We start from the raw sequence: 24,609 nt of genomic DNA on the forward strand, positions 1-24,609 counted from the left end.
GTGTCCTTCGTGAACAGCATAGTTAGTCGTCTGAGTCTCCGAACATGTTCCCGGCCGAATCAACTGCACCATCCATTGGAAGGCCTGTCGCAGGATTAGTGACGCTCATATCGTGATGCCAGCGCTCGTTTGAGGAATACGACGATCCATCGGACTCTACTGGGGTTGATCTCGCGTAGTCGCGCAGATTTAGCACCGCGAGCACGATCACCACCGGCGATACCGCAAGCAGCAGCGTCAGCAGGCAGCGCAGTACCGCGCGCGTGCGGCACGGCGGCCAGCCCATCTGCAGGCCGCGGTCCCAGGCCCGGTAGAGATATCCCATGCCTGTCCAGGCGGCGATGCGGTCGACCCAGGGCCCGGGGGTGACTCCGAAAACCGCTGGAAGATTCAAATACAGGATTGCCGCGCCGATCAGGAAGACCGTATGCCACCACCAACCGAGACGCCGGCGCGGAGTGACCCTCACGTATGGCCCGCTCGACTCCAGCGCAGAGAGCGTCGTCTCGATACTCGCGCGCCAGCTGTCGCGGTTGTCGATCCGCGCCAGCCCCTGCGAGATCTGCGTGAGTTCCAGCGCCAGGTCTTCGAGCCGGCGTTTCGTCACACCCGGCAGATAAGCCGCGGCCCGTGCGGCTCGTTCGACAAGTTCCCCCTGGCGGATGCCGAAGCGCTCCTCGAGCAGCTTTGCGAGGCGTTTGCCGTAGCGCTTGGCGAGTGCACGGTCGGAGGTCCTGAGGGTCGCGATGTCCATCCATGACAGCATATGGCCACCCCTTCTAAACGCAACGTTGTGGTGTCTGGCGGCTACATCCGGATACGGCGTCCGCACAGACCGACGACACGGCCGATGATCTGCATGTCCGATTCCGACCCGTCCGGCTTGAGCGGGTAATCGACCGTCAGCACATCCCGGTAGGCCCGGCGGTCACGCAGCACGCTGACCTGGCCGGAGCTGGCTTGCTGCAGCCGCCGGACCATGAGCGCCCCGCCCAGTGTTATTACGTAAATACCGCTGCGCAACTGCTCGGGGTGAGTGGTGTCGCAGACGATGTAATCGCCGGGTCTGATCGTGGGGTGCAGCGCGTCATCCTGAACCCGAAAGCCCACGCAGCTGTCCGCGGACGCACGAAGCTCGGTTTCCAACAGCTCGCGCGTGAATCCGATTGCCATCACCGGCCGCGCGCCGCGCGCGGGCGGCCAACTCTCGAGCCGCTCGAGCTCATATACAGGCACGGGAATGAGCGCTTCTCCCTCGGCGGATCCGGCCTGATGCTCCGCGTACCAGTACTTCAGCTCGTACGCCGAGATCCGCTCGACCTCCGGTACTCGCAGCTCGAATGCCGCGTTGTAGGCCGCCGCGTAGGCCGCGCGCGCGTCTTCACTGTCGTCGCGATCGTGCCGCAGGAGGTACTGCTCGTAGTTCTGCGCGATCGCCGCTCGTATGACGCGCGGCAGTTCGCGCATGGGCCCGCGGCCGGTCACAAGCCATTCGATGTTGACGCGCACGGCTTCGGCGAGGCGTACAAGATGCGGACGCGACGGCTCCCCGCTCGAAAAGTAGTGGCGCAGCCCCGTCTGTGAGATCCCGGCAAGCTTGGCGAGGTGGTTGACGCTTCCAGCGAGCTCAGCGAGCGCGTGCATGCGCTCGCGAAACTCCGCGAAATCGTGATTTGTGATCAAAATACTGCCGCTGGTCTGCCGCATAATGCCGTTTGTCTGGCTACTATAGCGATATTTAGCTAGTGCCGGCTTAAATCTAGCTTACGTTTCATCCTATGCAATAGGGAAATATCGAGCGGGGAAAACCCTCGTGTTTTCAGTCACGGAAGACGGCCGGGCGAAATCAGCGTCGATTGTTGGATTGATCGTGTTGGCAGCCGCGCTTTATAGCACACCCGCCCCGGCCATCGATTTACGCGGCTCCTTGTGGGAGCGCGCCGCAAGAACCTACCAGCTCGACCCCTACCTCCTCTACGCCGTGGCGATCGCCGAGAGCCTGGTCGCAAGGGGGGATTCCCGCATCAGCCCGTGGCCGTGGACGATCCGCACCCCCAAGGGGTCGATCTACGCCCGCACCCGCGAAGAGGTCGAAGCCAGGCTTCGCCTCGAGCTTGCCCGGTGGGGCGAGCGGGCGAATTTCGACGTGGGCCTGATGCAGATCTCCACTTCCTGGCACGCCTGGCGGGTCCGCTCGCCGGTTGACCTCCTGGAGCCCGAGGTGAATCTGCGGATCGCGGCCGAGGTGCTGTCCGACGCGCTGCTGTCGTCCCCGAACGACCCGGTCCTCGGCATCGGGCGCTACCACTCATGGCATCCGAATCGCGCTCGCTGGTACGGCGAGCGCGTCTTCGAGATCTATCGGCGGCTGATCGCCGAAGTCACGGAAGCGCGCACGGTCAAGCCATAGAAAGCGCGCACTAAAACACACGAGCAACATGATGGACTATGGAGGGTAGAACAGTGAGAAGCTTCGGTGCCGCGAATAACAACCGCAAGTACGTCGAGATCTGGCGGGCCGACATCCATATGGCCTTGGTGCACCTGTGGAAGTCGATGCTCGACGCGGCGCAGCAGACCGTCAAACGTGAAAAGGAAATGAGGCGATTTTTCGGCCTCGAAAGCGGCGACGTCGAGGCGCTGCTCGTCGCGGGCGAACCGGATCTCATGTGCATCGCCGGCGGCATGCCCTATCCCTTCCGCCCGGCGCGCCCGCTGACCGAGATTCTGCGTGACGGGCGTCCCACCGAAGAAGAGCGAAGGCTCGCCGGGAGTGGCGTCTCGCGCACCGCGATCGAGATGCAGATCGTCTGGACCTCGTACCTCACGGTGCTGCGCTCAGTCCTTGAGCGGGACGAGCGTGCGCGAGTCCTTTGCGGGTTGGCGGTCGCCGAGAGCACCGCGGTCCTTCGTACGTCCATCGCCGCAATCCAGATGGTCGTGTCCGCCGGACCTTACTGCTTTGCCGCTTCGGAGTCGTTGCGAGGGGTGCTGCGGGCAGGATCTACCTCGGCATTCACGCGCCGCGAGCTCATCCGTCGCACGGCGGCCGATATCGGCCTGATCACCCGGGTCTCCAAGGGGGACGCGCGATGAACGCTCGTGTCGAAAACCGCTACGACCGCCTCGCGGCCGCGTTGGAACTGCTGCGCAACGGCTATCGCACACGGATCGTACAGGCGGCAACCGGCTTGCCCGCCGGTGCGATCCGCAAGCTTTGCTCGGACGTGCTCGGCAAGCCGGCGACACCGGGGCAGCTGCCCGAGGCGAGCAGCGTGACGACGTCCTGGGGGCGTTACGCGGACGCGGCGCTCTTCGCCGGCATTTATCACGAGATCGGCGGCGATGACATCTACCGGTATGTCGATCCCTACCTCGTGCTCCACGCCCACAGCATCTACCAGATCGTGCGTGAACAGATGGATCGGATGCCGACCCGCCGTGGCGACGAGCGCCCCACGGTCATGGATATCAACCACGCGTGGGTGATCGCTCGCGACCTGCGTGCGAAAACGGCGGTGCTTGCGGTCTGCAGCAACCTCAGCTGTCGCTACCACAATCTCCTGGTCGTGGGCTCGCACAAGCAGCTCGCCTGCGCGCTGTGTCATGCGCCGGCGCAGCCCTTTTCTCAGGGTTCGCTTCGACCTATCGTGGTCTAGCTTCCGCATCTTGGGGTGATCGGGGAAAGAAGGCGCTGAACAACGTGGATGTCCAACTGCAGCCAACCCCCAAGACGATCGCTGTTTAGAAGTCTTTCGTTTCCAGAAAATGTCCACTTTGCCCCGACCGAACTTGCCGGAGAGAACCAATACGCTTCAAATTGAACCACCCGCCCTCAGCTAGGAAAATGCTTTTTCGGCATGGCAATCCGGTCGAACCAAATTAGCCACGTGTGGGCATAGAGAGGTTGAAACAAAATATGGCCGAAGCTCCGCGCTTTCACTTTTATTGGGAACGAGTCGAAGACATATCCGTCCTCACCATGCGTCGGCAGGACTGGAACACGGTCGCTCGGTACCCCAGTCGCCTTCGATGTCCGTTCGACACCGCTGTCGGGCGTCACTCATACCGCCTCGGTGGTCGCCTCCGTTGCACACCAATATGGGCCCGCTACTGCTCGCGTCCAGGTGTTTCGTTATGATCCCGTGGACGCCCCATTGTCGATTAACCAAGACGAGTACGATGTTTGGACCGACTTGTCTGCCCATCCAAGGCTCTCGGAGATGATCACCGCCGCATCAACATCCGACAACGAGAACTTTAGGGCCTATTGCCGGGAGCATGTATTTTCCGTGAAGCGCCCGCCGGGTCTCGACCATTGGCTGCCGACGCTGCCGTCTTCGGTCGTGCTCCTTTTGAAAAGTACGTGATCACTTGAAGCTAGTCGATGACCAAGCTGGCTAGATATCCGCACATCGCACTGTTTGCTGCAGTTTTCTGTTATGCACAACTGCCTATGTGCGGTATCAATACGCTTAACAGTGACACTAACATTGAAAATGAACGAAGCCGACGCGTATAGGTTCATCCGTGAAAGAGTCAAGGTGACTCCGCAGCTAGTAGCCATTGCCAAAGGGATCGTTGCTCGTGCGAGCGAAAATCAGTCTCGGGCTTCAGAGCTCGTGGACAATGTCCTTAAGGTGAATGCCGTATCGATCCCACATCAGGTGGTACTACACCAATCCGTGAATCCCATTCCTTCACTGACGGCCGCCGCGGAGGGATTGTCTTGGCAGCTTGCTGCACAGGAAGCGATCTGGTCACTGATTCACAGTGGCATCCTTCTGCCGATGGGCGAGCTTCACGGGTCCGCCCCGAATATTGGCTGGACGACTGTCGTGCCAGGAAGCGGTGGTCAGTCAAGCGGCTGGAGGTTCGAGGACTTGTATGTCCCAGTACCCGCACTCGTCCGGCGGGCCCCATCATTCACTGGTGCAAATGACCAGTTTCTGTCTGAGCCGGATCTCTACTTGAACACACTTGGAATGCCCGACATGCACCCTGACGTACGGGCAGCATTCCAGGAAGCGGTGAAGTGCTTTCGCGGCGGACTCTTCGCGGCAGCCGTTGCCATGCTTGGAAAAGCCTCCGAGGGTGCGTGGCTGGAGTTAGGCGCAGCTTTGCTAGCCGTACACTACGGATCCGATTTCAAAAAACAGAGAGCTGTCCTTGAGGATCCTCAGATCGGCACCGGAAAGAAGATCGACGCTGTGCTGGCGATCTTCGACCGTCAAGATATCTTTCGTCCTGTTTCTGAGAAATCTGGAGTGCGGCCTCAGGAACTCAAGTCTGTTGCTGTATGGAGTGATGCCGTTCGGGACTCTCGAAACACCATTCACTTTGGAGTGACTCCGGCCACACCTAATACATACGAGAAAGTTGCAACCCTACTAGTCGGTGCTGTCCCGCACATGCGCGTGATTTATGGGGTGAAAGAAGCAGCAGATGCGTTTAGCGGAGGCGCGGCGACCTAACCAGATGTGAGCGAGGGCGCCACCTCGATGGCCAGGCACTCCCGCATTTGTTCGTTGATCACTCAGAGCAAGAGAAACCCCGCCTGCCCCGAAGGCAGGCGGGAAAACGGTCACGCGGCGAGCTCGGCGCCCGCCTCTTCTGCGATCGCCGCGCGGACCTGGTCGAGGTCCTTGCTCGTGCAGATCGGCTCCCACTTTAAGGCATATCCATCATCTTCGTCGTCCTTCCTCGTGGACCGGCGCGCGGCGGTGTAGACCCACTCGCCGCGGACCTGCGCGCGTGACAAGCAGAAGCGCTCCGTGGTGTCGACCCAGGCGTAGTCACTGATCCGGCGGAATTCTAGTGCACGGATCACCTCCTATGCCACGCGCCCCAGCGCCAGACGGCTCGGGAAGCCGCCGAAGCGCAGGAGCGTCCAAGCATCGTTCCAATCGACTCCTTTCGCGCCCGCAGGGATCGGCAGCGGCGGCAGGAACGTCTGGCTTCGGATGCCACACCGCTCCAGCCGCTCGCTCAGCCTCTTGGCCGCTTCCTCGCCGCGGCGCTTACCCCGATGCTCGCGATCGAGATCCGCCCAGATGAACAGCGTGCGAACGTCATCCGGCGGAACGAACGACTCGAGCAACGTGGCATTCAGCACCGACCATGTGACCATCCCACTGCCGGTACACACGGCAAGTGCGGTCTCGATGCCTTCGGCGACCCCGAGCACACTCTCGGTCGGTTTCCCGAGCTTGATGCTCGCGCCGGTGACGGCCTTGCCGTTCGGCACGGGCATCATCTTCTTCGGGGTCTCCACCGGCGCCTTGCGCCCATCCACGGTGAGGTAGATGCGCTGCAGGGTCACCATCTCGCCCTTGGGGTCCGTGACTGCGGCCACGATCCCGGGGTAGTCCCCGATCACCGTGCCCGCCTCGTCGCGGTACTCGAGCTGCGGATGAAACCGCAACGCATCGCCGAGATCGGTGACCTGCCGAAGCGGGATCCTGCGTCCTTGCAGGTAGCGCTGCGCCGGCACTGCCTTGTGGTGCAACAGCGATATGCTCTCGCTCCAGATCTTCGCGATCACGGCACACAGCCGTGCATCGGCGTCCGCGTCACGATAGATGAGCGGTGCCAGAGGCAGATTCGCCGTGTTCGGTTGCTGCACCGTGGTCTGGCGTGCGGAATGACGCCGCTGCGTTTCGCGCTCGACCCCATCCCACGGCAGGAGCTTCAGCCACTCGGCAACGGCCGCGAGCGCCTCGGTAAAGCGCCAGTAGTTCACCCACATGAGCAGCCCCAGGCCGTTCGGGACCGGCCCGCAGGTGTTACAGATGCCACCACCGGTGTCGCGGTAGTCGCGGAAGAGACGGAAACCGTCCCTGCCGCCATGCACCGGGCACGGGACGTGCCGTCCCGGCCGCTCGAGCGCGAGCTCCAGTGCCGGCGCGAGATCGGTCAGGATCTCGTGCCAGCGCCCGGATGCTGCGCGCCGCACCTCGTCCGCACTGATTCGGCGGAGATGCTTCGTCGTCATACACCCTCCTTCATCTCGTCTTCGTCTTCCTCGGACATCGGTTCGGCGGACACCGCCCAACCGAGCTCTTTTAGCGCCGCAACGGCGGCATCCCCCGGTGAGCACGCCTCGACCGTGAGTGAATCGTTGGGATCGTGCTCGTTGCAGACCAAATACGTCTGCGGTTTGCCATCACGCGCTGCCATCATTGCTCCTTCGCCTGCTCCGATCGGGCTGTGATTGCGATGCCCGCGCGGTCGGAGACGGAGCTTCCCCTTGCGGGGTCACAGCTCCCCGCACGGGTCGTCGTCGCTGGGTTGTTTTGCGAGGTACAGCTCCCTCGGTGTCCGATGTGGACACGGAAAATGCGATAGCTGCTTCGTGCTGCGAAGTGCGAACGCTTTCTCGGTACGGCTGCGGTCTCAACCGCACCGAGAAAGCGCCGCACGGCGACGCTTTCCCCCTTTCGGGACTTCTTTACTGCTTACCCGCAGGCCCCGGTGGCGCCGCAGGCGGTACAGAAATCGCAGCCATCCTTGCGGATGACGGCGTAGTTCCCGCACTCGCCACAGCGCTTGCCGGGCGCCACCTCCATCGCCCCCACTGAGCGGGCCTTGATGGGCACGACGTTGTCGGCGTCGTACTGCATCATGCCCGCCTCGATGAGCGGGTAGCCCTCCTCATCGAGAATGCCTAGCATCGCGTAGCGATGGATCAGGAGCCTCGCGATGTAGGCCACGGTCGATGGGTAGTTCCGCTGCTTGCTCGACCCCGGGGTGCGCGCGAGGAAATCCCCGCGCGGTTCCGCGTAGTCGAGCAACTGCCGCAGCTTCCCGCCGACCCAGGCCGGGTCAAGCACCCGCATGTCGTAGGAGAGACTCTTGCAGAGCCCGTCCAGGACCTTCGGGTACTCGCCCGACAGCCACAGCGAATACGGCCGCCGCTGGCCGTCCGGCATGAGCAGCTCCTTCACGCCGGCCACGAAGTCATCCCCCGTGGCCGGGTTCAGCACATCCACCACCCAGCTCATGGTCCCGTCGGGGCCGGTCTTCGGCTCCTTCGGGCTCATGAGCGCGTTCAGCACCGGCGTGTCGCCGATGTCACCGAACGCGCCGAGCTCCGTGCAGCGGTACCACAGCAGCTGCGCGAAGCCCGACACCATGCTCGGCACCCGCTTCGGCTCGCCTTGCGGCGGCATCGCGAGCTCGAACCCGTCGTCGGCCGAGGCCTGTGCCAGCGACTCGAGCTTGCGCCGGAGCCAGCCGCGGTCGTTGGACCGCATGTCCATCGACAGCGACTTCGCGAGCGCCCCGAGGCCTCGCGGCTGCTCCGCACCGTTCACCCACACCTCGAACGGATGGTTGCGTCCATTCTCGACGTGCCCGATGAACACGGCGAATTTGTATCCTCGCGGGTGATCCACCACGTAGCACCAGGCCGGGTTGCCCGATGGCAGCACGGGGCGCTTGCGCCAGCGCAGGCTTGCGAGAGCCGGCGCCGGCACCGACTTCAGCTCGATCCGGCGGTCGGGGTCCGACTCGTCGAACTCGGGCGCCGTTTCGGGCGCCTTCGCCTCCGCTGGCTTGGGCTCGACCGACAACACCGATCCACGCACCTCGCTCGGGCGGTGCGTCGCCAAGCCCTTCACGCCGAACTTCCAGGCCTCGAGATAGAGATCCTCGAAATCCTCGTACGGACAGCACGCCGGCACGTTCACCGTCTTGGAGATGCTCGTGTCGACGTACGGCGCCACCGTCGCGACCATCGCGAGATGATCCCTCGCGCTGATCTCCAGCGCCGACACGAAGCTTCCCGGCAGCCTGGCCGTGTCACCGCCGCCTTCCCGGTACAGCCGGTAGGCGTGGTCCTCGACCGTGTACTCCTTGACGCTGCCGTCGGGCTCGCGCTTCTTGCGGGTGTACACCCACGCGAACGCCGGCTCGATGCCGTTGCTCGCGTTGTCCGCGAACGCCAGCGAGATCGTGCCGGTCGGCGCAATGCTCAACAGATGGCTGTTGCGGATGCCGTGCTGGAGAATGCCTTCACGGATCTCCGCGGGCAGGCGCTTCGCGAACCCGGACTCGAGATACTTCTCCGGATCGATCCGCGCCGGCACGCCCTTCTCCTTCCCCAATTCGATCGAGGCCCGGTAGGCCTGATCGCGCAGCGACTGCGCAACGCTCGCCGCAAACTCACGCCCCTCGTCCGAGTCGTACCGCAACCCCAGCATGACGAGCGCGTCACCGAGCCCGGTGAACCCGAGACCGACGCGGCGCTTGCTCTTGGCCTCGTCTTTCTGCTGCGGCAGCGGCCAGTACGTTACATCGAGCACGTTGTCGAGCATACGGACCGCCACCGGCACCAGCCGGCAAAACGCCTCGCGGTCGAACGAAGCCCCCGCAGAGAAGGGCGCACGCACGAACCTCGTCAGGTCGATGCTGCCCAGGCAGCAGCAACCGTAGTCAGGCAACGGCTGTTCGGCACCATGCTGTTACTTTCACCCAGGTGACTGGGCTACGGACCGCCTTGCGGCGGCGGGGAACACGCTTCGGCGTTCCCTCTGCCGTTTCTTTGCCGACGTCGCCTGTGTCCCAAGCGGCGCCAGCGCGTTATCCGGCAGCTCAGACTGTTGCATCGCCCCTCGCGGGGCGCCCAACCGCTCAGTCGTTGACGGTCCCTCTCGGGTTCCGCAGCGTAGCCCGCGTCCGGGCGTCCGCCTCGATCAGGTCGGGTTGTCCACGCCGGATTGCGCCGGCGGGCCGCATGTTGCATACGGATTCGTTGCCTCTATCGTCTCGCAGTACCAGAGGTTGTTCTCGCTGTTCATCCGGTCAACGAACAACACCCCGGGCTCGCTGTGGTCGTAGGTGTTTTTCATCACCTTTTCCCACAGCTCGCGCGCGCGTATCTTGCGATACACCCACTTGCCGTCCTCGCGGCGATGCACGCCGGACTCGATCAACTGGTCCGACGGCTCGGCCGTATGCACCAGCTCCCACTCCTGGTCGGCCTCGACGGCGCGCATGAACGCATCCGTCACGCCGATCGAGACGTTGAAGTTGGTCAACCTCCCCCCGGCGCTCTTGGCCGTGACGAAATCCAGGATGTCCGGGTGGTCGCAGCGCAGCACCGCCATCTGGGCGCCGCGCCGGGCGCCGGCACTTTCGACCGTCCGGCACATGGCGTTGAACAGATCCATGAAGTCGAGCGGTCCGGAGGCGGTCGAGCGGGTACGGTTCACGCGCGCGCCGCTCGGGCGCAGGCGCGAGAAGTCGTAACCCACCCCACCGCCGCGGCGCATGGTCTCTGCCGCCTTGGCGAGCGCGCCCATGATGGACGGCTTGCCGTTTTGCGTGTCCGGCTCCGACATCGAATCCCCGATCGGCTGCACGAAGCAGTTGATCAGGGTCGCCTCGAGGCCGGCGCCAGCGGCGGACATGATGCGGCCGGCTGGGATGAAGCCCGAGCCCATCGCATCGAAGAAGCGCGTTTCCCAAAGCCGGGGGTCGCGTTCCACGGATGCGAGCGCCCGGGCGACACGCCGGAAAACGTCCGCATGACTCTGCTCGCCGTCCTTCGCGTACTTCTCGCGCAGCACGACGAGCGAGATCTCTTGGTCACTCATGGTTGCCTCCTGTCTGTTATGGACCCCGACCGTCGGGATCTCCCAGAACACCCGCGCCGGGCGCTCTCGGAGTCCCCGGCGGGCGGGGCGGTTCGAAGACCACCCGAAGGAGGCAGGCCACCCCCGGTTGGGAGAGCAGTGCTGACTCCCCCGCGTGGGGTTGCGTTTTGGGGAAGGTCCGTTACCCTAGAAACCATGAGTAACGGCAACCCCGACATGACAGTTCTCAACGGCGGGCGTGCGGCCCTGGAACGCGAGGTGCTCGAGGCGTTGTTCACGCCCGGAGCGGAGACTCGCGTCCAGAACCTGAAGGCCCGGCTCGCACGGCGTGGCCGCATCCGTCTGGTTGACATCGGATCGGCCGAGCCGGCTAGCGCATCTCCCGACGGCGCTTCATCGCGCTGACTTCCCACCTGGCCACCAGCTCACGCTCGAGGTCCTTGATGACCTCGCGTGCCTGGCGCACCACCGACGGGTCGGTGATCAGACCCGTGCGCAGCATCTCGCGCACCTCGTCGATTTTGCAGATGATCTCGGCGCGCGTTGCGGTCGCGGCGTACTTCCTCGAAAAGTCCATGGTGTTCTCCTCACTGGTTGGTTGATCAACAACCCGCCGCTGGAGACACACCACCCCCGTTGCGGGAGATGTCTCCCCCGCGTGGGGTCTGGCTCGCGGCAGCAGCATCGCTGCCGGTTTCGGCGCTGCCTCTTGATTACACGGTGCAGCTCCCGTGCCCTTGCGGGGAAAACTTCGCAATGGACTCTGCCGCCAGAATCCATTGAGAAGTTCGGAGGCCTCGCGGCCCCCGCCCTTCCCGGTCACGCCGCGCTTGGCTTACCTCCTTGGCCGCGCTGACGCCTCGCCGTGGCGTGGATCGTCTCGCGCAGCCTGAGGTAGTCGTGACCTCCGACCTCGGCGCAGACCCGGAAGCTGAACGGTCCGATGTCATCGGAGTCGATCCACTTCCAGGTCTTCGCGCGCCGCTCGGGCGCCACCCGGTTGTCGAGCGCATCGCGCAGGGCCTCGATCAGAATCCCTTCGCGCAGCTTCGCGATGTCTTCCTCGCTCCACTCGCGCTCGAACCCCGGGCATTCCAATGGCAGCGGGTCCATCACTGCCAGCGGCACGTCGAGTGGTTTCCAGCTCATGTGCCCTCCTTGCCTGCCGAAGGCGCACCACGCCCCTGACGGGGCGATTCGGCGCCCCCCGGCAGGGCTCGTTGCCGTCAACTCTGGACCGTGTCGTCGGGAGGGTCCGCGAACACCTCATCGAGACTGATTCGCGGCCGCTCCGTCATGCAGTCGTAGACCCAGGCGTCCGACGTCGATCCGTCGGGCTGCGTGAGGCGAGCGATCTCGCTCTCGTCGCAGCCGTCGGCGTCGTAGTCGATCACCGCGACCTCGATGTCCTCGGGGCGGTCGGCGACGACCGACTGCACGATCCCGCCTTCGAGGACGACGGCCACACGGTTTCGGGAGCGACGTGCTCCGCTACGGTTTTCACTCACGGCTTCACCTCCTTGAGAAAACAAAGACGGCGAAGCCGCAACCCCGGACGGGGTTACGGCTCCCCGTCGGGGTTGAGTTTGCGATCGGCTACGCGGCCAGGAGCGCCGCGCGTGCGATCTCGAAGAGCGCCGTGCGCAGCTCGCGCACGTCGTTGATGACGCGGTAGCTGCGGAACAGGCTCTTCACCACCATCGTGGCGATTCCGACACCGTAGATCTCGATGCCGCCACGGCTCTCCAGCTCGCCGACGAGTCGTTTCACGTTGGCGGGCCGGCTCGGATCACCGTCGGTGAGGACGATGAGGAGCTTCCTCGGCTCCCGCTGCAGCACGAGCTGCGCCGCCACGTACCAGAGCGCCTCGTACATCGGCGTTCCGCCACGCGGATGCTGGCCGAAGCGGCCGGCAACACGCGCTACCCGCTCGCCATGGCGTTGCAGCACCTGCACGTACGTATCGATGCCCGGGAAGGCGGTCACGGCCGGATTGACGCCGCGGATGCTCTCCAGGGCCAACGACAGCGCGCAGGCGCTGTCGAGCGCGAGCCGGCAACGCGTCAGGTTCGTTTGGGGTACCGCCTCGTCCATCGAACCCGACACGTCCACCAGCAGATGCACGGCGGTGTTCGGCGCCTGATGCTCGTTGACTGCCACGAACACCCGGGTATCGCCGATCGCCAGACGGTGCAGACGGCTGCGGTCCAGACGCCTGCCAGCACGTTTGGACCAGCGGGCCTCCTCGCGGGCGCTCTGCACCAGGCCCGTGAGCTGGGCGCGCAGCCGATTGCTGTTGGCGCGCGCCTCGGACAGTACCTTCTGCTTGAGCGCATCGTGGCTCACCGCCACCTCGGCGCTCGGCAGCTGGGTCCAGCCATGTTGGCGAATCCCCTCCTGCGCCTTCGCCTCGAGCAGCTCGGCCGCCTTGGCGAACACGTCCTTGGGGACATCGCCGGCGGAGGCCTCAAGCGCCTTGGCGATCGCATCTGGATCTCCTCCGTAACCATCGCCGGCGCCGGTCCCGATGTTGCCGGATCGCTCATCGTTGATTCGCGATGAACTACCGGCCCCATCGCCCTGTCCCTGGGTCGGCTCGGAATCGGCCGCCGCGGAACCTTGCGGATCGGTCGAGCTGCCGGCCTGCGCCTGCCCGTCTTGCCGGTCCTGCGCGCCTGCCTCGGCATCGCTTGGCGCACTGGCCGCTTCCGCATCGTCAGGCGCCTTCTCTTCGCGCTCGACTTCACCGTCGCGCTGCGTTTCGGGATCGGGCTTCTGCTGCTTCGCCTTTTCCTGTTCTTCCTTCAGCATGCGTATGATGCTGTCGGTGAGTCGCAGCGCATCGGCCGTCATGCGAAGCTCGCGAACTTCCGCAAGCAAACCGTGTAGGCGAGTGACCACACCTTTCGGGAAGGTCTTGCGCAACGCCTCGTCGGCCTGCTGTGCCAGCGGCGCGAGCGCCTCCTGGTTCAGCACCTCGCATCGAAGCTTGAGCAGCACGTGCGAGGTCAGTACACCGGCCGGTGAGCTGGTGTCGGGATCGAAACCGCCTTCCTTCAGCACCTGCGCGACCGTCGTGCCGATGGTCTCGCGCGTGCCGGGATACTCGTGCGCCAGGGCGCTCTCGATCCGCACGTCCTCGACGGAATTCATGAGAGCGCCGCGGAGCGGTGACGTCGCCGACTTCCGATACGTCTCGAAGTCGGTGTAGCGAACATGCGCCGCCTCGTGCGCGAGATAACCCCACGCCACGTCGCGAACGGCGCTCTCGTCGGGCAGCACCGGCAACACGATGGTGTTGCCGTCGGTCGCCGCCCGATTGCCCTGGATCGCGACCTGCACGCCGAACTTGCGTCCGAGCGCCGCCGCCACGATCGGCAGGGCCCTGTGCAACGGGGTCGCCCTCATGGGCCACCCCCGCAGCCATCGAATGACCTCGCCATACTTCCTCCTTTGGACAAGGCGCACCTCCCCCGCCAGGGAGGTGCTTGTGGAACACACCTCCCGTGGCGGCGGGAGTCAGAAGTACAGCGACTCCGAGGGCGTGTCGCGAGCCGGGGTTGTCCTGGCTCTCTCGACGGCGACCTCGACTTCCGGGTCGAGCTCTTCTTCGGCGTCCTGCCCGGCCGGCATGCCGGCCGCGTTCAGGCCCGCCGTGGCGTGCCGCCTCACCTTGTCCGGATCGGACAGGATCAGCACGATCGACAACGCCTGGTCGTACAACGCGTCTTCCAACGGCCCGGTCTTCGGGACCACGGCGAACAGCGCGTCGATGGTCTTCACCATCGGTGCCACCGCCGAGTCCAAGAAGCCGAGCCCGGCCAGCTTCTCGCGCATGCGCCGGATCGGCCCGAGCGACTTGCGCGAGGCCTTGCGGTCCGACCCGGCGGATCCCGCAAAGCTCTGCTCGTAGAGCTCGCGTGCCTCCACGGCAATCTCGCGAAGCAGCTGCGACCCGAGCCGGCCCACCTGGTCGCCCAGATGGCCGGTGGCGGTCGCAGTACCGGCGACGCGGTACATCGCGTACTCGAAGCCGATACGCGTCCGCACCTGCTCGAGCGGGGTGAGCTCCTTGCGAAGCTGCCGCTCGAAGTCCGGGTACTGCCTGACCCACGCCTCGACCGCGCCGTCGTAACGCTGGAGAAACTCCTCCTTCTCCTTCGTGAACGATTTCGCGATCTCGCCCAGGGTCTGCGCGACGGCCTCGGTCTTTTCGCGCGGGACGGCATACCCGCCCAGAAACCGCACGCCGATCGCCTCGCAGGTGCGCTCCGCGCGCTTCTTGAGCGCGTGGAACACCGACAGGTCCTCGGGGTCGATGATGCGCTTCGACCCCAGGCTCGCCACCTGCGCGGGGGGAAGCTTGCCGCCCGCGCCGAGCTTGATGTCGTCGGAGCGCAATCGCTTGCGACCCGACCAGATGGAGCAGTCGATGGACACGAGGTCCACCCGCTCCAGCGTCTCGAGCTGGTTCTCGAGTGTCATGGCACCTCCTTATGGAAATGGGAGGCGCACTGCTCCCCGCGCGCGGGAGCGAGAATGCGCCCCCGGTTACGGGTTACTTCAAAAATACAGGCTCTCGTCACCGCCCAGGCTCGCGAGGTCGATTCTCTCCTCGGCAAGCCCCAGGGCGACGGCGACCGGGCGAATGGCATCGAGGTCGGTTCCGAACATCGCCAGCACGTCGTGTTCGTGCCGCAGCTGCTCGCTGATCTCGATGCCATCCTTCCACGCCAAGCCGACCTCAGCCGGCGAGCAGCGCTTCAGGTACAGCAGGAACAGAAGCGGGTACACGCCGTCCCGCACATGCATCTGGCCGGCACCCTGCCGGGTCGCGCGGGACACCGTGTTGCGGTAGCCCACCTCGACCCGCCCGCCGACCCCGAATTGCCAATCGCCGATCGCGAACTGGAACGCAAGCTCCTCGTTCACCGTTCTCGTGACGGGCACGCCGGCGCCTGCAAGCCGATCGCAGGCCTCGCGGCACGCGCGCAGGAACTCGGGAAACATCCCCGCGTTCCGCACGCGGATCTCGAAGAAGACCGTCTCTTCTTCGTCCGGCGACGCCTTCGGCCGAAGCGATTGACTTGCTTCGCTGCCCAGGTCTTCCGTGCTCACCCAGCTGCCGTCGATGTGGATCACCACGCGATCGACGTACTGGTAATCCTTGCGGGTCTTCTCTCGAACGCGCCGATTCTTCTCGGCGTGCGCATCCGTGAATCGCGCCTCCGGCTTTCCACCATTCACGAGGCTTCCGGCCCTGCCGTAACGCACGTGGACCACACCGTCCACGATCGCGACGGCCCATTCCTTGGCATCGCCGTTCGGGTGGCGGTAGCGATAGAGCTCGTAGACCCCGGCGTGTGTCTTACCGGCGATCGACGGGCTCATGCCGCAGCCGAGGCCGCGTCGGGCTGCGACGGAGTACCCTTGCCCTTGTCGGCCTTCGCCTGCCAGAGCTCGCCGAACACGTCCTTGGCGATCCGCAGCATCGCGGTGCGTTCCTCCGGCTGCGCCCGCAACAACACCGTGCGCTCGAGGGCGTACTCCAGGGCGTTCGGCGCGCTCTTGAAATCGAGCGCGAGACACGCCCAGCGCTGGAGCCCGCGGGTGGAGATCGGTGTCGAGATCGTGCCGGGGTTCTCGTCGTCGCCGACAAAGAGCCGTCTGACCTCGTTTGCGACCTTCACCATGCGGGCGCGGATCTCATCCGGGATCTCCGGCACGAGACTGCCAAGCAGCGCGACCTCCTCATCGGGCTCCATGTAGCCCGCCTCCAGGAAGCGGAAGCGGTCGAGGAACGCGATGTTCTGCTGCAGCACGCCCTGGTAGAGACCGGTCTGGTCTCCGCCGCCGGAGGAGTTGCCCGTGACCACGAGACGGAACTTCGGGTGCGGGTGAATCACCTCGCCCCCGTTCTCGGGGATCACGAGCGACGCCCCGTCGAGCACCGTGTTGAGCCCGGCGATCTCGCCCGGCTCGTTGAAGTCGATCTCGTTCAGGATGAGGATGTGCCCATCGCGAATCGCGATCGACGCCGGCCCATACATGTACTGCATGGTGCCGTTCACCAGCTTGAACTGCCCGACCAGGTCGGTGAGTTCGAGCCGGCGATGGCAGTTGACCTCCTGCACCGGCCAGTTGAGCCTCGCGGCGGCCTGGCGGATGAGCGAGGACTTGCCCGCCCCGGTCGGCCCGACGATGTACAGCCCGTCGCCGCGCGGGCGCTCCAGGAAGGCGAGCGCATCGCGCAACTGGTCCTTCCGGAACACGTAGGGCTTCTTCGGCGGAACGAACGGGTTCTTGTCGTCCACGAACCCTTCCACCGCCAGCCCCTTCGGGGCCTTGACCCCGAACGTCGTCCCAACGGGAAACGGCTGGGGTTTGCCGACTACATACGTCTGCATGCGACCTCCTTGGTTGATGTCCACGAGGCGCATGCACTCCCCCTCGGGGGAGCGATACGCCTCTCCCCCGGATGGGGAACTTCACCGTCGCTGCGTCTTGGTTACACGCGGCAGCTCGCGTGGCCTTGCGGCGTGAAAACTGTGCTTTGTCGCTGACCCTCGTGAGCGAAGATCCGCGAGAAAGGCCCCCGCGAAGCGAGGGCAAGCTCGGCCATGCTATTCCGTCGTAGCGAACACTGTCGCTAGCATGTCGGTGCGAGCGACGTGCAGCGCCTCGGCACGGTCCTCGGCCGCGGCGAGCAGATGCTCTTCGCACTGGCGAAGGAGCGCAGCACGCGCCAGACCGAGCGTCGGGTACTCGTGCGGCTGCGCGTACTCCGCGACGATGCGGGCATCGCCGTCGCCTTTCGCGCGCCAGGTGCAGAGCACCGCGCGATAGACGGAACCGACCATCCGCACCTCGGCTCGCTCGAAGAGGCGGGCGTCTCCGAACACCCGCTCCCCGTACGGCGGCGTCCGAAACACCGCGACGCCACCGATCGTGCTGTGCTGACTCATGCGTTTAACCTCCCGTTTGTTCCCGGCATCGACTCGTGCAGCGGCACACGCGAATGCAGACTTCCGCGCGCCGCTCACAATAGCCCCCGCTCGCTGAACGACACGACTTCCCCGTCCCCGACCACCAGGTGGTCCAGCAGCCGCACGTCCACGAGCTGCAGCGCTTCCCGGACCCGGGTGGTCAGCAGCTCGTCCGCCCGGCTCGGCTCGGCCACCCCCGAGGGGTGGTTGTGGACCAGGATCACGGCCGCGGCGTTGTGCTCGAGCGTGCGCTTGATGATCTCGCGCGGGTAGACCGCGGTGCCGTTCAGGGTGCCGCGGAACAGCTCCTCGAAGGCGAGCACCCGGTGACGGTTGTCGAGATACAGACAGCTGAACACCTCGTGCTCACGTCTCGCGAAGCGGGCGCGCAGAAACTCGGCGCAGTCCCGCGGCGAGTTCAGGGCCTCGCCGATCACGCGTGCGCCCAGAAGCTCGGCGGCCGCGGCGAGCACCTCGCGCTCCTCGGCCGGGCGGTAGCGCCTGCCGCGCTTGCGCACATAGAGCGTACTGCTCATGGTTGCCTCCTCGTTGGTTGATCGACAACCCAGCGGCGGAGACGCACCACCCCCGTTGCGGGAGATGTCTCCCCCGCATGGGGTTTGGCTGGCGGCAGCAGCATCGCTGCCGGTTCTGGCGCTGCCTCTTGATGACACGCGGCAGCTCGCGTGGCCTTGCGGCACAAAACCTTTGCTACCGACCCTGTCGCCAGGATCGGTAGAAAAGGCTCCCGCATCGCTGCGGGAGCAAAACCTCAGAAGTACAGCGACCGTCGCTCGGCGTCGGTGTCCTGCGTGAAGAAGTCGCCGGTGTCCGTCCTGTCCACGTCGGCCTTGAGCGGCTCGCCGTTCGCGTCGACACGGACACGCTGCGACGATGAACGCCGGTACCGCTCCATCAGCTCAGGACCGATCTGCGGCGCCTGCTCTTTCAGGAGCTTCCCGTAGTCCACGTTGCCGCGCTGCAGATAGCGCGTCACCTTGATCCCGGCCGCGGCGCCGTGGGCGAAGTTGCCCATCAGCGCGAGCAGCCGGTCCTGCAACGCCTTCTGGCGTTCGGCGATCTCGGTGAGCTCGCGCTCCCGCAGGCCGCGCCGGGTCTCGAGCTCGCGGTAGATCTCGGCGGCCTCGGTCCAAGCCTCGAGCGCCGGCCCGTCCGGGACGTACACATCCCGCTCGGGGTCCTTGTCGGGTTCGCGCCGCTTCTGGATCACGTCCCAGAAGTCGAGCGCTTTGGCGACCAGCTCCGCGATCAACGCCTCGTCCCGCGGAACCGGCAACGCGAGCAGCTCGTCCTCGCAGTACAGCGCGAGCACGCCGTGCGGAGCCGCCACGACGTAGACCTGCTGCTGCACCTGCGGGAGGTAGCGCCGGTACACCTCGCTTTCCTCCCGCTTCTCCTTGGCGTCCTTGAAGACCCCCGGCGACGGGCACTTGATCTCGACGGGAGCCCCGTCGTCGTCGATCCCATCGCAGGAGGCGCGAATCACCGGATGCTCTTCCGATTCCCCGCACACCGGCAGCAGCATCGTCCCGCAGGCCTGCTCGTACTTCCTGCGGGCCGTCGGTTCGAGCTCGATGCCGCGGCGTACATGCGGGTTGCGCGACAGATCGGGCGGTTGCACCAGCCCGACCTTCTCGGCCCACAACTGCCAGAGCGTCTTGTCCGGGTCGGACCCGAGGAGCACGCAGGCGTCGGTCGCCGTGACACCCTGGTTGCGCCAGGCATGCCAAGCCGGCGTCCGGGGCACCACGTTGACGCTGCGCATCAGCCGCCCCCTTCGGGTGCCGCCTTTCGCTCCTCACGCTCGATTGCGGCGAGCGCGTAGTTGAGCTCGAGCCCGGTCAGCCGCTCGTTGACGTAAGTCTTCGCCGCCGCCCAGGCCCCGCCGGCCTTCCTCGCCCGCTCGACCACGGTCTGGGTGAGACGGCGCGCCTCCTCGCTCACCTCGGCCTCCGCCGGCACGCGGCCTTGGGGCTCGAGGACGATCGTGGAGGGTTCACTCGGCCTGCCGTTCGCGAGCTCCGCGAGGCCTTCGCCGTTGTCCTCGTTGAGGATACGCAGCGCTTCGGCCAGGCGGTTGTCCTGCGCCGTCTTCGGCCAGGTCTTGCTGGCGCGCTTGATGCCGGACTTCTTCGTCTGCTCGCCGAACCACTCGACCCACGGGCCGGCCTTCTTCTTGACGTAGTAGTCCGAGCAATCGCGCATCTTGTAGATCTCGGACGCCGGCACCGCCTCGACCAGCATGTCGCCGTCGGGGGTCTTGGCGACGCAGTACACGCCGCGAAACTCCCCGCGCTCCTCGTCGAACGGGTCGAACACGTGCTCGGGCATCTGCGCCGGTCCACGGTAAAGGAACTTGTCCTTCGCGTAGACCAGCTCCGCCTTGGCCCACTTGATGCTCCCGATGTCGGTCGCGATCTTGATCAAGCCGCGGTACGACACATCGAGGATCACCTTCCCGTCGCGCGGCACGAGGAACGCGTAGCCGAGCGTGGGATTGAGGGTGAGCCCGATGGCCGCCACGTTCGCCACCGCCATCCGCAGCGACAGCGGATTCTTGTTGGCGATGTCCGCCAGAAACTGGTTGTTCTGGCAGGCCTGCAACGCGAACAGCGCCTCGGCCTGGTAGTCCAGCTGGGCCGCGTTGACCTTCAGGAACCGCTCCTTGGCGTCCGCGATCGCGAGCGCGTAAGGCGCGTGCTGCTTCTCGGCAGCCTGACTCATCTGTGCCTCCTTATATAAGGAATGGAGGCACACTGTTCCCCCTTCAGGGGCCACAGCGTGCCCCCGGTTGGGGTTGCGATACCGTCCGATCAGGACGGTGTCACGTCGTCCCGTTCAGCAGACCACGTCCGCTCAAAACGGGATGTCATCCGAAAAGTCCTGGCCGGGACTGAAATCCTGCCCCACCGCTTTCGCGGCGGGCGCCCGGTTGGACGGTTTGGACGGGGCGGGCTTCTCCGCGCTGCCGCCGGGGCCGCGCGCGCCGAGCATCTGCATGTCGGTCGCGACGATCTCGGTGGTGTAACGCTCGGCGCCGTCCTTGTCCTGCCACTTGCGCGTCTGCAGCCGGCCTTCTACGTAGACCTGCGAGCCCTTCTTCAAGTACTCGCCGGCGATCTCGCCCAGCCGCCCGAACAGCACCACGCGGTGCCACTCGGTGCGCTCCTGCTTCTCGCCGCTGCTCTTGTCCTTCCAGGACTCCGTCGTGGCGAGCGAGACCTTGGCCACGGCGTTCTGGTCCGGGGTGTAGCGCACCTCGGGGTCATTGCCGAGGTACCCGACCAGAATGACCTTGTTGACACCTCTTGCCATCATGCACCTCCTTCAGGTCATGGCGTTTGCGATAGCCCTTCGGGAGGCGAGACGCCCCTGACGGGGACGCTTCTCCCCCGCGGGGTTTTCCTTCGCTGGGTTGTACAGGGCCAGCTCCTGCCGCTTGCGCGGAACAGATTCGGTCTTCGCGCGTGACTCTCGTATCGAGAGCCACCCGGGAAGACCCCGGAGCCTCGCGACTTCGGGATCTCACCCACCGTTCACGCCGCGGGAAGCATAGCGATCTCATCCTGCGGCGCGATGCGCTTGGTGATCTTGGCCCACAGGGTCACGACCTCGAGCGCCTCCTCGTTGCCGATGTTACGGATGACCGGCTCAGGGACTCGATCGACACGACCGTCGTGGTAGTACACCTCGCACAACGTGGGATCGAAGATGTGGATCTTGCGGGTCATGGCATTCGCCTCGTGTCATGGCGCCGCCCGTTGCACGGCGGCAGCGGTCGACGACTTGGCGGCGATCAGCGTGAGGGCTCGTTGCAGCCCGAGCATCGCTCCGACTGCAACGAGCATCACGATGGCAACGACGACGGGGACGGGTGACTGGACGGGTTTCATGTTGACCTCCTTCTCTCAGTGAGCAACCCCCAAGACACACTGCGTCGCGCAATGCGTCTTGGCGGGTTGCTCCTGGGATCAGGAGCCGGTACGAGCAGCATGTCGCTGCTGGTACCCCCGCCGAGGCCTTCGGCGCGGCGCTTTAGGTCGTGGACCCTGGCGTCGCGCGGAAGGCGCTCGATGACTACCACTCGATGGCGGCGTGGGTGGAATAAATTCCGCCCAGCACCTTGCTGCAGCCCTCGAGACCGAGGGCGATACCGGCAAGCAACTGAATCACGATCAACACCGTGATCAGGGCTTTCATACACGCCTCCTGGGAAGGGGCGTGCATGCGCACCCCTCGCGGAGCGTGCAAGACGCCCCGGGAACGGGTGGGTTGCATCACCGCGCGGTCTCTCTTTCGAGAGGCGCGTGGTGAAGACGGTGTTACTGCGGCGCGCCCCTCTGACGTTGCCGGCGAATGAACGCCGGTACGTCGAACTCGGACCAGTCCGAGCGACGAGCGCGAGCAGCGATACCGAGATTGGCCGCCGTTACCACCGGCGGCGCCTGCAGCCGACCGTCGATGACGGTCGGTGGGTCCGTCTTCGGCCTGCGGAAGAGCACGTAGGCGACGATCAGGACCACGAGCAGCACGTACAGGCTGAGCATGTGCATCTCCTTGGTCTGGCAAGTTGCGAGAGAAGGAGTGGGGCACATGCCCCGCGGGGCGCGAACAGATGCCCCACGAACCAACTGCGCTGGAGCACTCCAGCACAGACCGGCATCGGGATGCCGGATTTGGCGGCGCTGCGTCTTGATTACACGGTACAGCTCCCGTGGGTGGACCGACTCATCGTCGGGCACCGATCCCTTCTGCATTACGCAGAGAGGATTGAAAAGCGGATCAGACGCGCAAGAGCCTATACCGTGGCCGAGCGTCATGCAATAGGCCAACGAGGCTCCGCGCCGGGGATAGATGAACGTTTCGCGCGTTTATCCCCCGCACCCCTGACTTCTGCCCCAGTAGGATCGTTCCGGGACAAATCCGAGCGAGGATCGCAGGTCATGGCGAAGAACAAGCCGAAGCCCCAGTACTCCGACGCCTTCTTCGTGGACAACCTGGTGCTGCGCCACGAGCGTACCCAGCACGTCTACGATCGGTGTGGCGACAAGGTGATCGACGCGCTGTTCGGCATCGCGGTGATCCTGCCCAACTTCAGCAGGACCGCCGAGATCGACGAGGTGTCGGCGATCGTGAAGAAGACCATCGAGAGCATCTTTGCCGAATTCCAGGGCGAGATCGCGCGGGTCGACAAGCTCGTCACCGACAACGGCATCACCCTCTCCCCCAGATACTCGAACCCGAAGAATCTCGCGGTGCGCATCACCTCGCCGCGCGCCGGGTCCTTCGTCGGTCTGTTTCGCAAGCTCGATGAGCTGCTCATGGGCATCGATAAGCTGTGGTTCGCGGAGGTCTGGGACGAATCCCAGAAGCGAAAGGCGGTGCGCGAGGCGAGTAACCGCGTGCTGGCGGCGGCGACGGAGATCTTCAAACTGCACAAACGCGCGCACCTGGCGCGCCAGCGCAAGGAAAGTGCCGCCCAGGGAAATGCCCCGAAAACCGAAACGGCGAAGGCGGACACGAAGGATATCGAGGCGATCGCGCCCGCGCAGGATGCTGTCACCGCCTCGGACGCATCGCCCGTCGACAGCGCCGCTCCTACCCCCGCCGCCGCGACGTCCACTCCCGCGGCGGAAGCTCCCGAAACCGCCGCCACCGACACTCCGCAGCCCGCACGGCGCAAGAAGACGGTTGCCGTTTGAGTTCCTGCTCGCCGATCCATCTCGGTCCCCGGGCGTGCGGCCGCGCTGCTATTGTGCCCAAGAACGGCGGCCGGTTCCTTCTCGGGGCGGCTCAACCGTACGCAAGTGACACTGCCCCCGGCTAAAGGATTGAGTTCAAGCCGATGCGAGTTGCGTAGCAGTGAAACCATGACACAATCGGGAATAGATGCCGCTACTCACAACTTGAGTCTGCACACCTCAAGGAGGTCATATGCGGACACGGAATTCCTTATATAATAGGTATCGCGCTCGCAGTAAGCAGCGGCCTGGCGGCTTGTGCCACCGCCCCTGCCCCTTACCCCTATAACCCCAAGCAATCCGAGGCGCTCAACATCGCCCGGGCAGCGAAGCTCTCCGACCTGAAAGATATTCCCTGGGACCGGTATCAGCAGGCGCGCGATGAGGCGCTCGCGAAAGGAGTAAGGCTCGACCGACCGTCGCTGGCCGGGCCGGCCATTTCCGGCGTGGCGACGTATTTCAGCCATGTGCGGCCGCTGCCGGGACTCGGCTCCGGTGCGGCCGCGACAGTCGATACGGCCCTGATGTGGCTTGGCAAACCCGACAGCGCCTCCGCGCAGTCGCGACTGATCGCCTGGATGCCGCGCGACATGGCCCGAACCCCGCAAGAGGCGCAGGCAAAGATGACCGAGATCTTGAACTCGGCTATACGTAGCGCCGCTGCCGAGACGAAATGGCCGGCTGGAATGCGTGTGGCGCCAGAGAACATTCAGGTCCAAAAGGATCCGAGCAAGCGCGTCATCCTAGTGCCGATTTCCGGCGGGGAATGCGAGCGCGAGCTGATACGGTGCATGTATCCGTTCTTCTTGGGAAACAAACTCCCGCGGGCATCGCGTGCGCCGGAGTTATTGGGCGGGGGCGACGCGTATGAGTTCACCGCCGCCAGCTCAATCGACTCGGCAACCTGGTCTTCCGAGGGCCGAAGCTACCGGGAGCTGAGTGGCCCAAAACGCGAGATTCCGGCCCTCGACAAGGTCAAGACCTGGCGCCCCGTGCTGCCCGACGTGGAGTTCTACAGCGCCATCTCCAGCCGTCTGCCGAAATGGGCGTATCTCTACCTCACGCCGGCTGACGATCGCGTGTCAATCCCAACGGACGATGTACGCCGGGCGTTCTTGCGCTTCCCCGTGATGCTTCATCAAGGGCAGGCGATGTTCTTCATCGAGCCCGATCCGGGGAGGCGGATCACCGCTATGTAAGAAGTCACGGTAACAGCCACAATCATGAATTTGTTTCACTCAACGGGATGTCAGCGAAAGACAA

General features: G+C 65.0%; 27 protein-coding genes and 2 pseudogenes. 6 read left to right on the forward strand and 23 right to left on the reverse strand.

The features are described 5' to 3' along the window. Positions 1-22: 22 nt before the first annotated feature. Together SVA_RS14950 and SVA_RS14955 are read right to left on the reverse strand one after the other, a co-directional pair. Complete coding sequence (locus SVA_RS14950; RefSeq protein WP_148665506.1) at positions 23-754, reverse strand: hypothetical protein; 732 nt, start codon at positions 752-754, stop codon at positions 23-25. Positions 755-807: 53 nt separating this feature from the next. After that, positions 808-1,644, reverse strand: coding sequence for a LexA family transcriptional regulator (locus SVA_RS14955; RefSeq protein ID WP_169924126.1), 837 nt, complete (start codon positions 1,642-1,644; stop codon positions 808-810). A 226-nt stretch (positions 1,645-1,870) separates the two neighbouring features. Between SVA_RS14955 and SVA_RS14960 the strand changes: the two genes are divergently transcribed. From SVA_RS14960 to SVA_RS19560, 4 genes are all read left to right on the forward strand, one after another. After that, on the forward strand, positions 1,871-2,410 hold the full coding sequence (locus tag SVA_RS14960; protein ID WP_231971797.1) for a transglycosylase SLT domain-containing protein: 540 nt from the start codon (positions 1,871-1,873) through the stop codon (positions 2,408-2,410). A 146-nt stretch (positions 2,411-2,556) separates the two neighbouring features. Further along, entirely contained in the window at positions 2,557-3,096 is a 540-nt protein-coding gene (locus SVA_RS14965; RefSeq protein WP_169924127.1) for a hypothetical protein, read from the forward strand. Beyond that, positions 3,093-3,659: a FlhC family transcriptional regulator gene (locus tag SVA_RS14970; RefSeq protein ID WP_096461987.1), complete on the forward strand. Its 567-nt coding sequence runs from the start codon at positions 3,093-3,095 to the stop codon at positions 3,657-3,659. The genes SVA_RS14965 and SVA_RS14970 overlap by 4 nt, the downstream gene beginning before the upstream one ends. A gap of 840 nt (positions 3,660-4,499) precedes the next feature. After that, positions 4,500-5,474, forward strand: coding sequence for a hypothetical protein (locus SVA_RS19560; protein ID WP_148665507.1), 975 nt, complete (start codon positions 4,500-4,502; stop codon positions 5,472-5,474). A gap of 110 nt (positions 5,475-5,584) precedes the next feature. Here the strand turns inward: SVA_RS19560 and SVA_RS14975 are convergent, their stop codons facing one another. The 21 genes and pseudogenes from SVA_RS14975 to SVA_RS15065 all read right to left on the reverse strand — a co-directional run bounded on the left by SVA_RS14975 (position 5,585) and on the right by SVA_RS15065 (position 22,152). Next, on the reverse strand, positions 5,585-5,830 hold the full coding sequence (locus tag SVA_RS14975) for a hypothetical protein (protein WP_096461988.1): 246 nt from the start codon (positions 5,828-5,830) through the stop codon (positions 5,585-5,587). Positions 5,831-5,833: 3 nt separating this feature from the next. Next, positions 5,834-6,994 (reverse strand): DUF7146 domain-containing protein, encoded by a 1,161-nt coding sequence (locus SVA_RS14980; RefSeq protein WP_096461989.1) that lies wholly within the window; start codon positions 6,992-6,994, stop codon positions 5,834-5,836. Next, positions 6,991-7,182: a hypothetical protein gene (locus SVA_RS14985; protein ID WP_096461990.1), complete on the reverse strand. Its 192-nt coding sequence runs from the start codon at positions 7,180-7,182 to the stop codon at positions 6,991-6,993. The genes SVA_RS14980 and SVA_RS14985 overlap by 4 nt, the downstream gene beginning before the upstream one ends. 275 nt (positions 7,183-7,457) lie before the next feature. Beyond that, positions 7,458-9,455: pseudogene (locus SVA_RS14990) on the reverse strand (ribonucleoside-diphosphate reductase, adenosylcobalamin-dependent); the annotation flags it as partial. A 291-nt stretch (positions 9,456-9,746) separates the two neighbouring features. Continuing rightward, a pseudogene (locus tag SVA_RS14995) lies at positions 9,747-10,598 on the reverse strand (ribonucleotide reductase N-terminal alpha domain-containing protein); the annotation flags it as partial. Between the two features lie 370 nt (positions 10,599-10,968). After that, complete coding sequence (locus SVA_RS15000) at positions 10,969-11,175, reverse strand: hypothetical protein (RefSeq protein ID WP_096461993.1); 207 nt, start codon at positions 11,173-11,175, stop codon at positions 10,969-10,971. A gap of 242 nt (positions 11,176-11,417) precedes the next feature. After that, positions 11,418-11,747, reverse strand: a complete 330-nt coding sequence (locus tag SVA_RS15005) for a plasmid-related protein (protein ID WP_096461994.1) — start codon at positions 11,745-11,747, stop codon at positions 11,418-11,420. 77 nt (positions 11,748-11,824) lie between these two features. Further along, complete coding sequence (locus SVA_RS15010; RefSeq protein ID WP_148665508.1) at positions 11,825-12,106, reverse strand: hypothetical protein; 282 nt, start codon at positions 12,104-12,106, stop codon at positions 11,825-11,827. An 88-nt stretch (positions 12,107-12,194) separates the two neighbouring features. Further along, positions 12,195-13,991, reverse strand: coding sequence for a VWA domain-containing protein (locus tag SVA_RS15015; RefSeq protein WP_169924128.1), 1,797 nt, complete (start codon positions 13,989-13,991; stop codon positions 12,195-12,197). 126 nt (positions 13,992-14,117) lie between these two features. Continuing rightward, positions 14,118-15,083: a DUF3150 domain-containing protein gene (locus SVA_RS15020; protein WP_096461997.1), complete on the reverse strand. Its 966-nt coding sequence runs from the start codon at positions 15,081-15,083 to the stop codon at positions 14,118-14,120. 78 nt (positions 15,084-15,161) lie between these two features. After that, complete coding sequence (locus SVA_RS15025; protein ID WP_096461998.1) at positions 15,162-15,989, reverse strand: hypothetical protein; 828 nt, start codon at positions 15,987-15,989, stop codon at positions 15,162-15,164. After that, a complete protein-coding gene (locus SVA_RS15030) occupies positions 15,986-17,005 on the reverse strand; it encodes an AAA family ATPase (protein WP_096462978.1) in 1,020 nt (339 codons plus the stop codon). Before SVA_RS15030 ends, SVA_RS15025 begins: the two co-directional genes overlap by 4 nt. Positions 17,006-17,221: 216 nt before the next feature. Further along, complete coding sequence (locus SVA_RS15035) at positions 17,222-17,563, reverse strand: hypothetical protein (RefSeq protein WP_096461999.1); 342 nt, start codon at positions 17,561-17,563, stop codon at positions 17,222-17,224. 74 nt (positions 17,564-17,637) lie between these two features. Further along, positions 17,638-18,120, reverse strand: a complete 483-nt coding sequence (radC, locus tag SVA_RS15040; protein WP_096462000.1) for a RadC family protein — start codon at positions 18,118-18,120, stop codon at positions 17,638-17,640. Between the two features lie 236 nt (positions 18,121-18,356). Next, positions 18,357-19,370 (reverse strand): YqaJ viral recombinase family nuclease, encoded by a 1,014-nt coding sequence (locus SVA_RS15045; RefSeq protein ID WP_096462001.1) that lies wholly within the window; start codon positions 19,368-19,370, stop codon positions 18,357-18,359. Continuing rightward, positions 19,370-20,329, reverse strand: a complete 960-nt coding sequence (locus SVA_RS15050; RefSeq protein WP_096462002.1) for a recombinase RecT — start codon at positions 20,327-20,329, stop codon at positions 19,370-19,372. Before SVA_RS15050 ends, SVA_RS15045 begins: the two co-directional genes overlap by 1 nt. Before the next feature lie 132 nt (positions 20,330-20,461). Beyond that, positions 20,462-20,920, reverse strand: a complete 459-nt coding sequence (ssb, locus tag SVA_RS15055) for a single-stranded DNA-binding protein (protein ID WP_420823889.1) — start codon at positions 20,918-20,920, stop codon at positions 20,462-20,464. A gap of 221 nt (positions 20,921-21,141) precedes the next feature. Next, on the reverse strand, positions 21,142-21,336 hold the full coding sequence (locus tag SVA_RS15060; protein WP_096462004.1) for a hypothetical protein: 195 nt from the start codon (positions 21,334-21,336) through the stop codon (positions 21,142-21,144). 15 nt (positions 21,337-21,351) lie between these two features. Continuing rightward, positions 21,352-21,498 carry a hypothetical protein gene (locus SVA_RS19855; protein ID WP_169924129.1) on the reverse strand — a complete coding sequence of 49 codons (147 nt, stop codon included), beginning with the start codon at positions 21,496-21,498 and terminating at the stop codon, positions 21,352-21,354. A gap of 184 nt (positions 21,499-21,682) precedes the next feature. Next, positions 21,683-21,805: a hypothetical protein gene (locus SVA_RS20325; protein WP_269456916.1), complete on the reverse strand. Its 123-nt coding sequence runs from the start codon at positions 21,803-21,805 to the stop codon at positions 21,683-21,685. Positions 21,806-21,927: 122 nt separating this feature from the next. Beyond that, entirely contained in the window at positions 21,928-22,152 is a 225-nt protein-coding gene (locus SVA_RS15065; RefSeq protein ID WP_096462005.1) for a hypothetical protein, read from the reverse strand. A gap of 396 nt (positions 22,153-22,548) precedes the next feature. Here SVA_RS15065 and SVA_RS15070 point away from each other — a divergent pair, with 396 nt between their 5' ends. Continuing rightward, positions 22,549-23,307, forward strand: a complete 759-nt coding sequence (locus SVA_RS15070) for a hypothetical protein (protein ID WP_096462006.1) — start codon at positions 22,549-22,551, stop codon at positions 23,305-23,307. Positions 23,308-23,792: 485 nt separating this feature from the next. Beyond that, entirely contained in the window at positions 23,793-24,545 is a 753-nt protein-coding gene (locus SVA_RS15075; protein ID WP_148665509.1) for a hypothetical protein, read from the forward strand. The last annotated feature ends 64 nt before the right edge of the window (positions 24,546-24,609 follow it).

The organism is Sulfurifustis variabilis (assembly GCF_002355415.1).
GTDB classification, from domain to species: Bacteria; Pseudomonadota; Gammaproteobacteria; order Acidiferrobacterales; family Sulfurifustaceae; genus Sulfurifustis; species Sulfurifustis variabilis.

Excerpts from the sequence above, each read along its gene's own strand:
- SVA_RS14950 (WP_148665506.1), bottom strand. The coding sequence starts at position 754 with ATGGACATCGCGACCCTCAGGACCTCCGACCGTGCACTCGCCAAGCGC.
- SVA_RS14955 (WP_169924126.1), bottom strand. The coding sequence starts at position 1,644 with ATGCACGCGCTCGCTGAGCTCGCTGGAAGCGTCAACCACCTCGCCAAG.
- SVA_RS14965 (WP_169924127.1), top strand. The coding sequence starts at position 2,557 with ATGCTCGACGCGGCGCAGCAGACCGTCAAACGTGAAAAGGAAATGAGG.
- SVA_RS14970 (WP_096461987.1), top strand. The coding sequence starts at position 3,093 with ATGAACGCTCGTGTCGAAAACCGCTACGACCGCCTCGCGGCCGCGTTG.
- SVA_RS19560 (WP_148665507.1), top strand. The coding sequence starts at position 4,500 with ATGAACGAAGCCGACGCGTATAGGTTCATCCGTGAAAGAGTCAAGGTG.
- SVA_RS14980 (WP_096461989.1), bottom strand. The coding sequence starts at position 6,994 with ATGACGACGAAGCATCTCCGCCGAATCAGTGCGGACGAGGTGCGGCGC.
- SVA_RS14985 (WP_096461990.1), bottom strand. The coding sequence starts at position 7,182 with ATGATGGCAGCGCGTGATGGCAAACCGCAGACGTATTTGGTCTGCAAC.
- SVA_RS15000 (WP_096461993.1), bottom strand. The coding sequence starts at position 11,175 with ATGGACTTTTCGAGGAAGTACGCCGCGACCGCAACGCGCGCCGAGATC.
- SVA_RS15005 (WP_096461994.1), bottom strand. The coding sequence starts at position 11,747 with ATGAGCTGGAAACCACTCGACGTGCCGCTGGCAGTGATGGACCCGCTG.
- SVA_RS15020 (WP_096461997.1), bottom strand. The coding sequence starts at position 15,083 with ATGACACTCGAGAACCAGCTCGAGACGCTGGAGCGGGTGGACCTCGTG.
- SVA_RS15025 (WP_096461998.1), bottom strand. The coding sequence starts at position 15,989 with ATGAGCCCGTCGATCGCCGGTAAGACACACGCCGGGGTCTACGAGCTC.
- SVA_RS15030 (WP_096462978.1), bottom strand. The coding sequence starts at position 17,005 with ATGCAGACGTATGTAGTCGGCAAACCCCAGCCGTTTCCCGTTGGGACG.
- SVA_RS15035 (WP_096461999.1), bottom strand. The coding sequence starts at position 17,563 with ATGAGTCAGCACAGCACGATCGGTGGCGTCGCGGTGTTTCGGACGCCG.
- radC (WP_096462000.1), bottom strand. The coding sequence starts at position 18,120 with ATGAGCAGTACGCTCTATGTGCGCAAGCGCGGCAGGCGCTACCGCCCG.
- SVA_RS15045 (WP_096462001.1), bottom strand. The coding sequence starts at position 19,370 with ATGCGCAGCGTCAACGTGGTGCCCCGGACGCCGGCTTGGCATGCCTGG.
- SVA_RS15050 (WP_096462002.1), bottom strand. The coding sequence starts at position 20,329 with ATGAGTCAGGCTGCCGAGAAGCAGCACGCGCCTTACGCGCTCGCGATC.
- ssb (WP_420823889.1), bottom strand. The coding sequence starts at position 20,920 with ATGGCAAGAGGTGTCAACAAGGTCATTCTGGTCGGGTACCTCGGCAAT.
- SVA_RS15060 (WP_096462004.1), bottom strand. The coding sequence starts at position 21,336 with ATGACCCGCAAGATCCACATCTTCGATCCCACGTTGTGCGAGGTGTAC.
- SVA_RS19855 (WP_169924129.1), bottom strand. The coding sequence starts at position 21,498 with ATGAAACCCGTCCAGTCACCCGTCCCCGTCGTCGTTGCCATCGTGATG.
- SVA_RS20325 (WP_269456916.1), bottom strand. The coding sequence starts at position 21,805 with ATGAAAGCCCTGATCACGGTGTTGATCGTGATTCAGTTGCTTGCCGGT.
- SVA_RS15065 (WP_096462005.1), bottom strand. The coding sequence starts at position 22,152 with ATGCTCAGCCTGTACGTGCTGCTCGTGGTCCTGATCGTCGCCTACGTG.
- SVA_RS15070 (WP_096462006.1), top strand. The coding sequence starts at position 22,549 with ATGGCGAAGAACAAGCCGAAGCCCCAGTACTCCGACGCCTTCTTCGTG.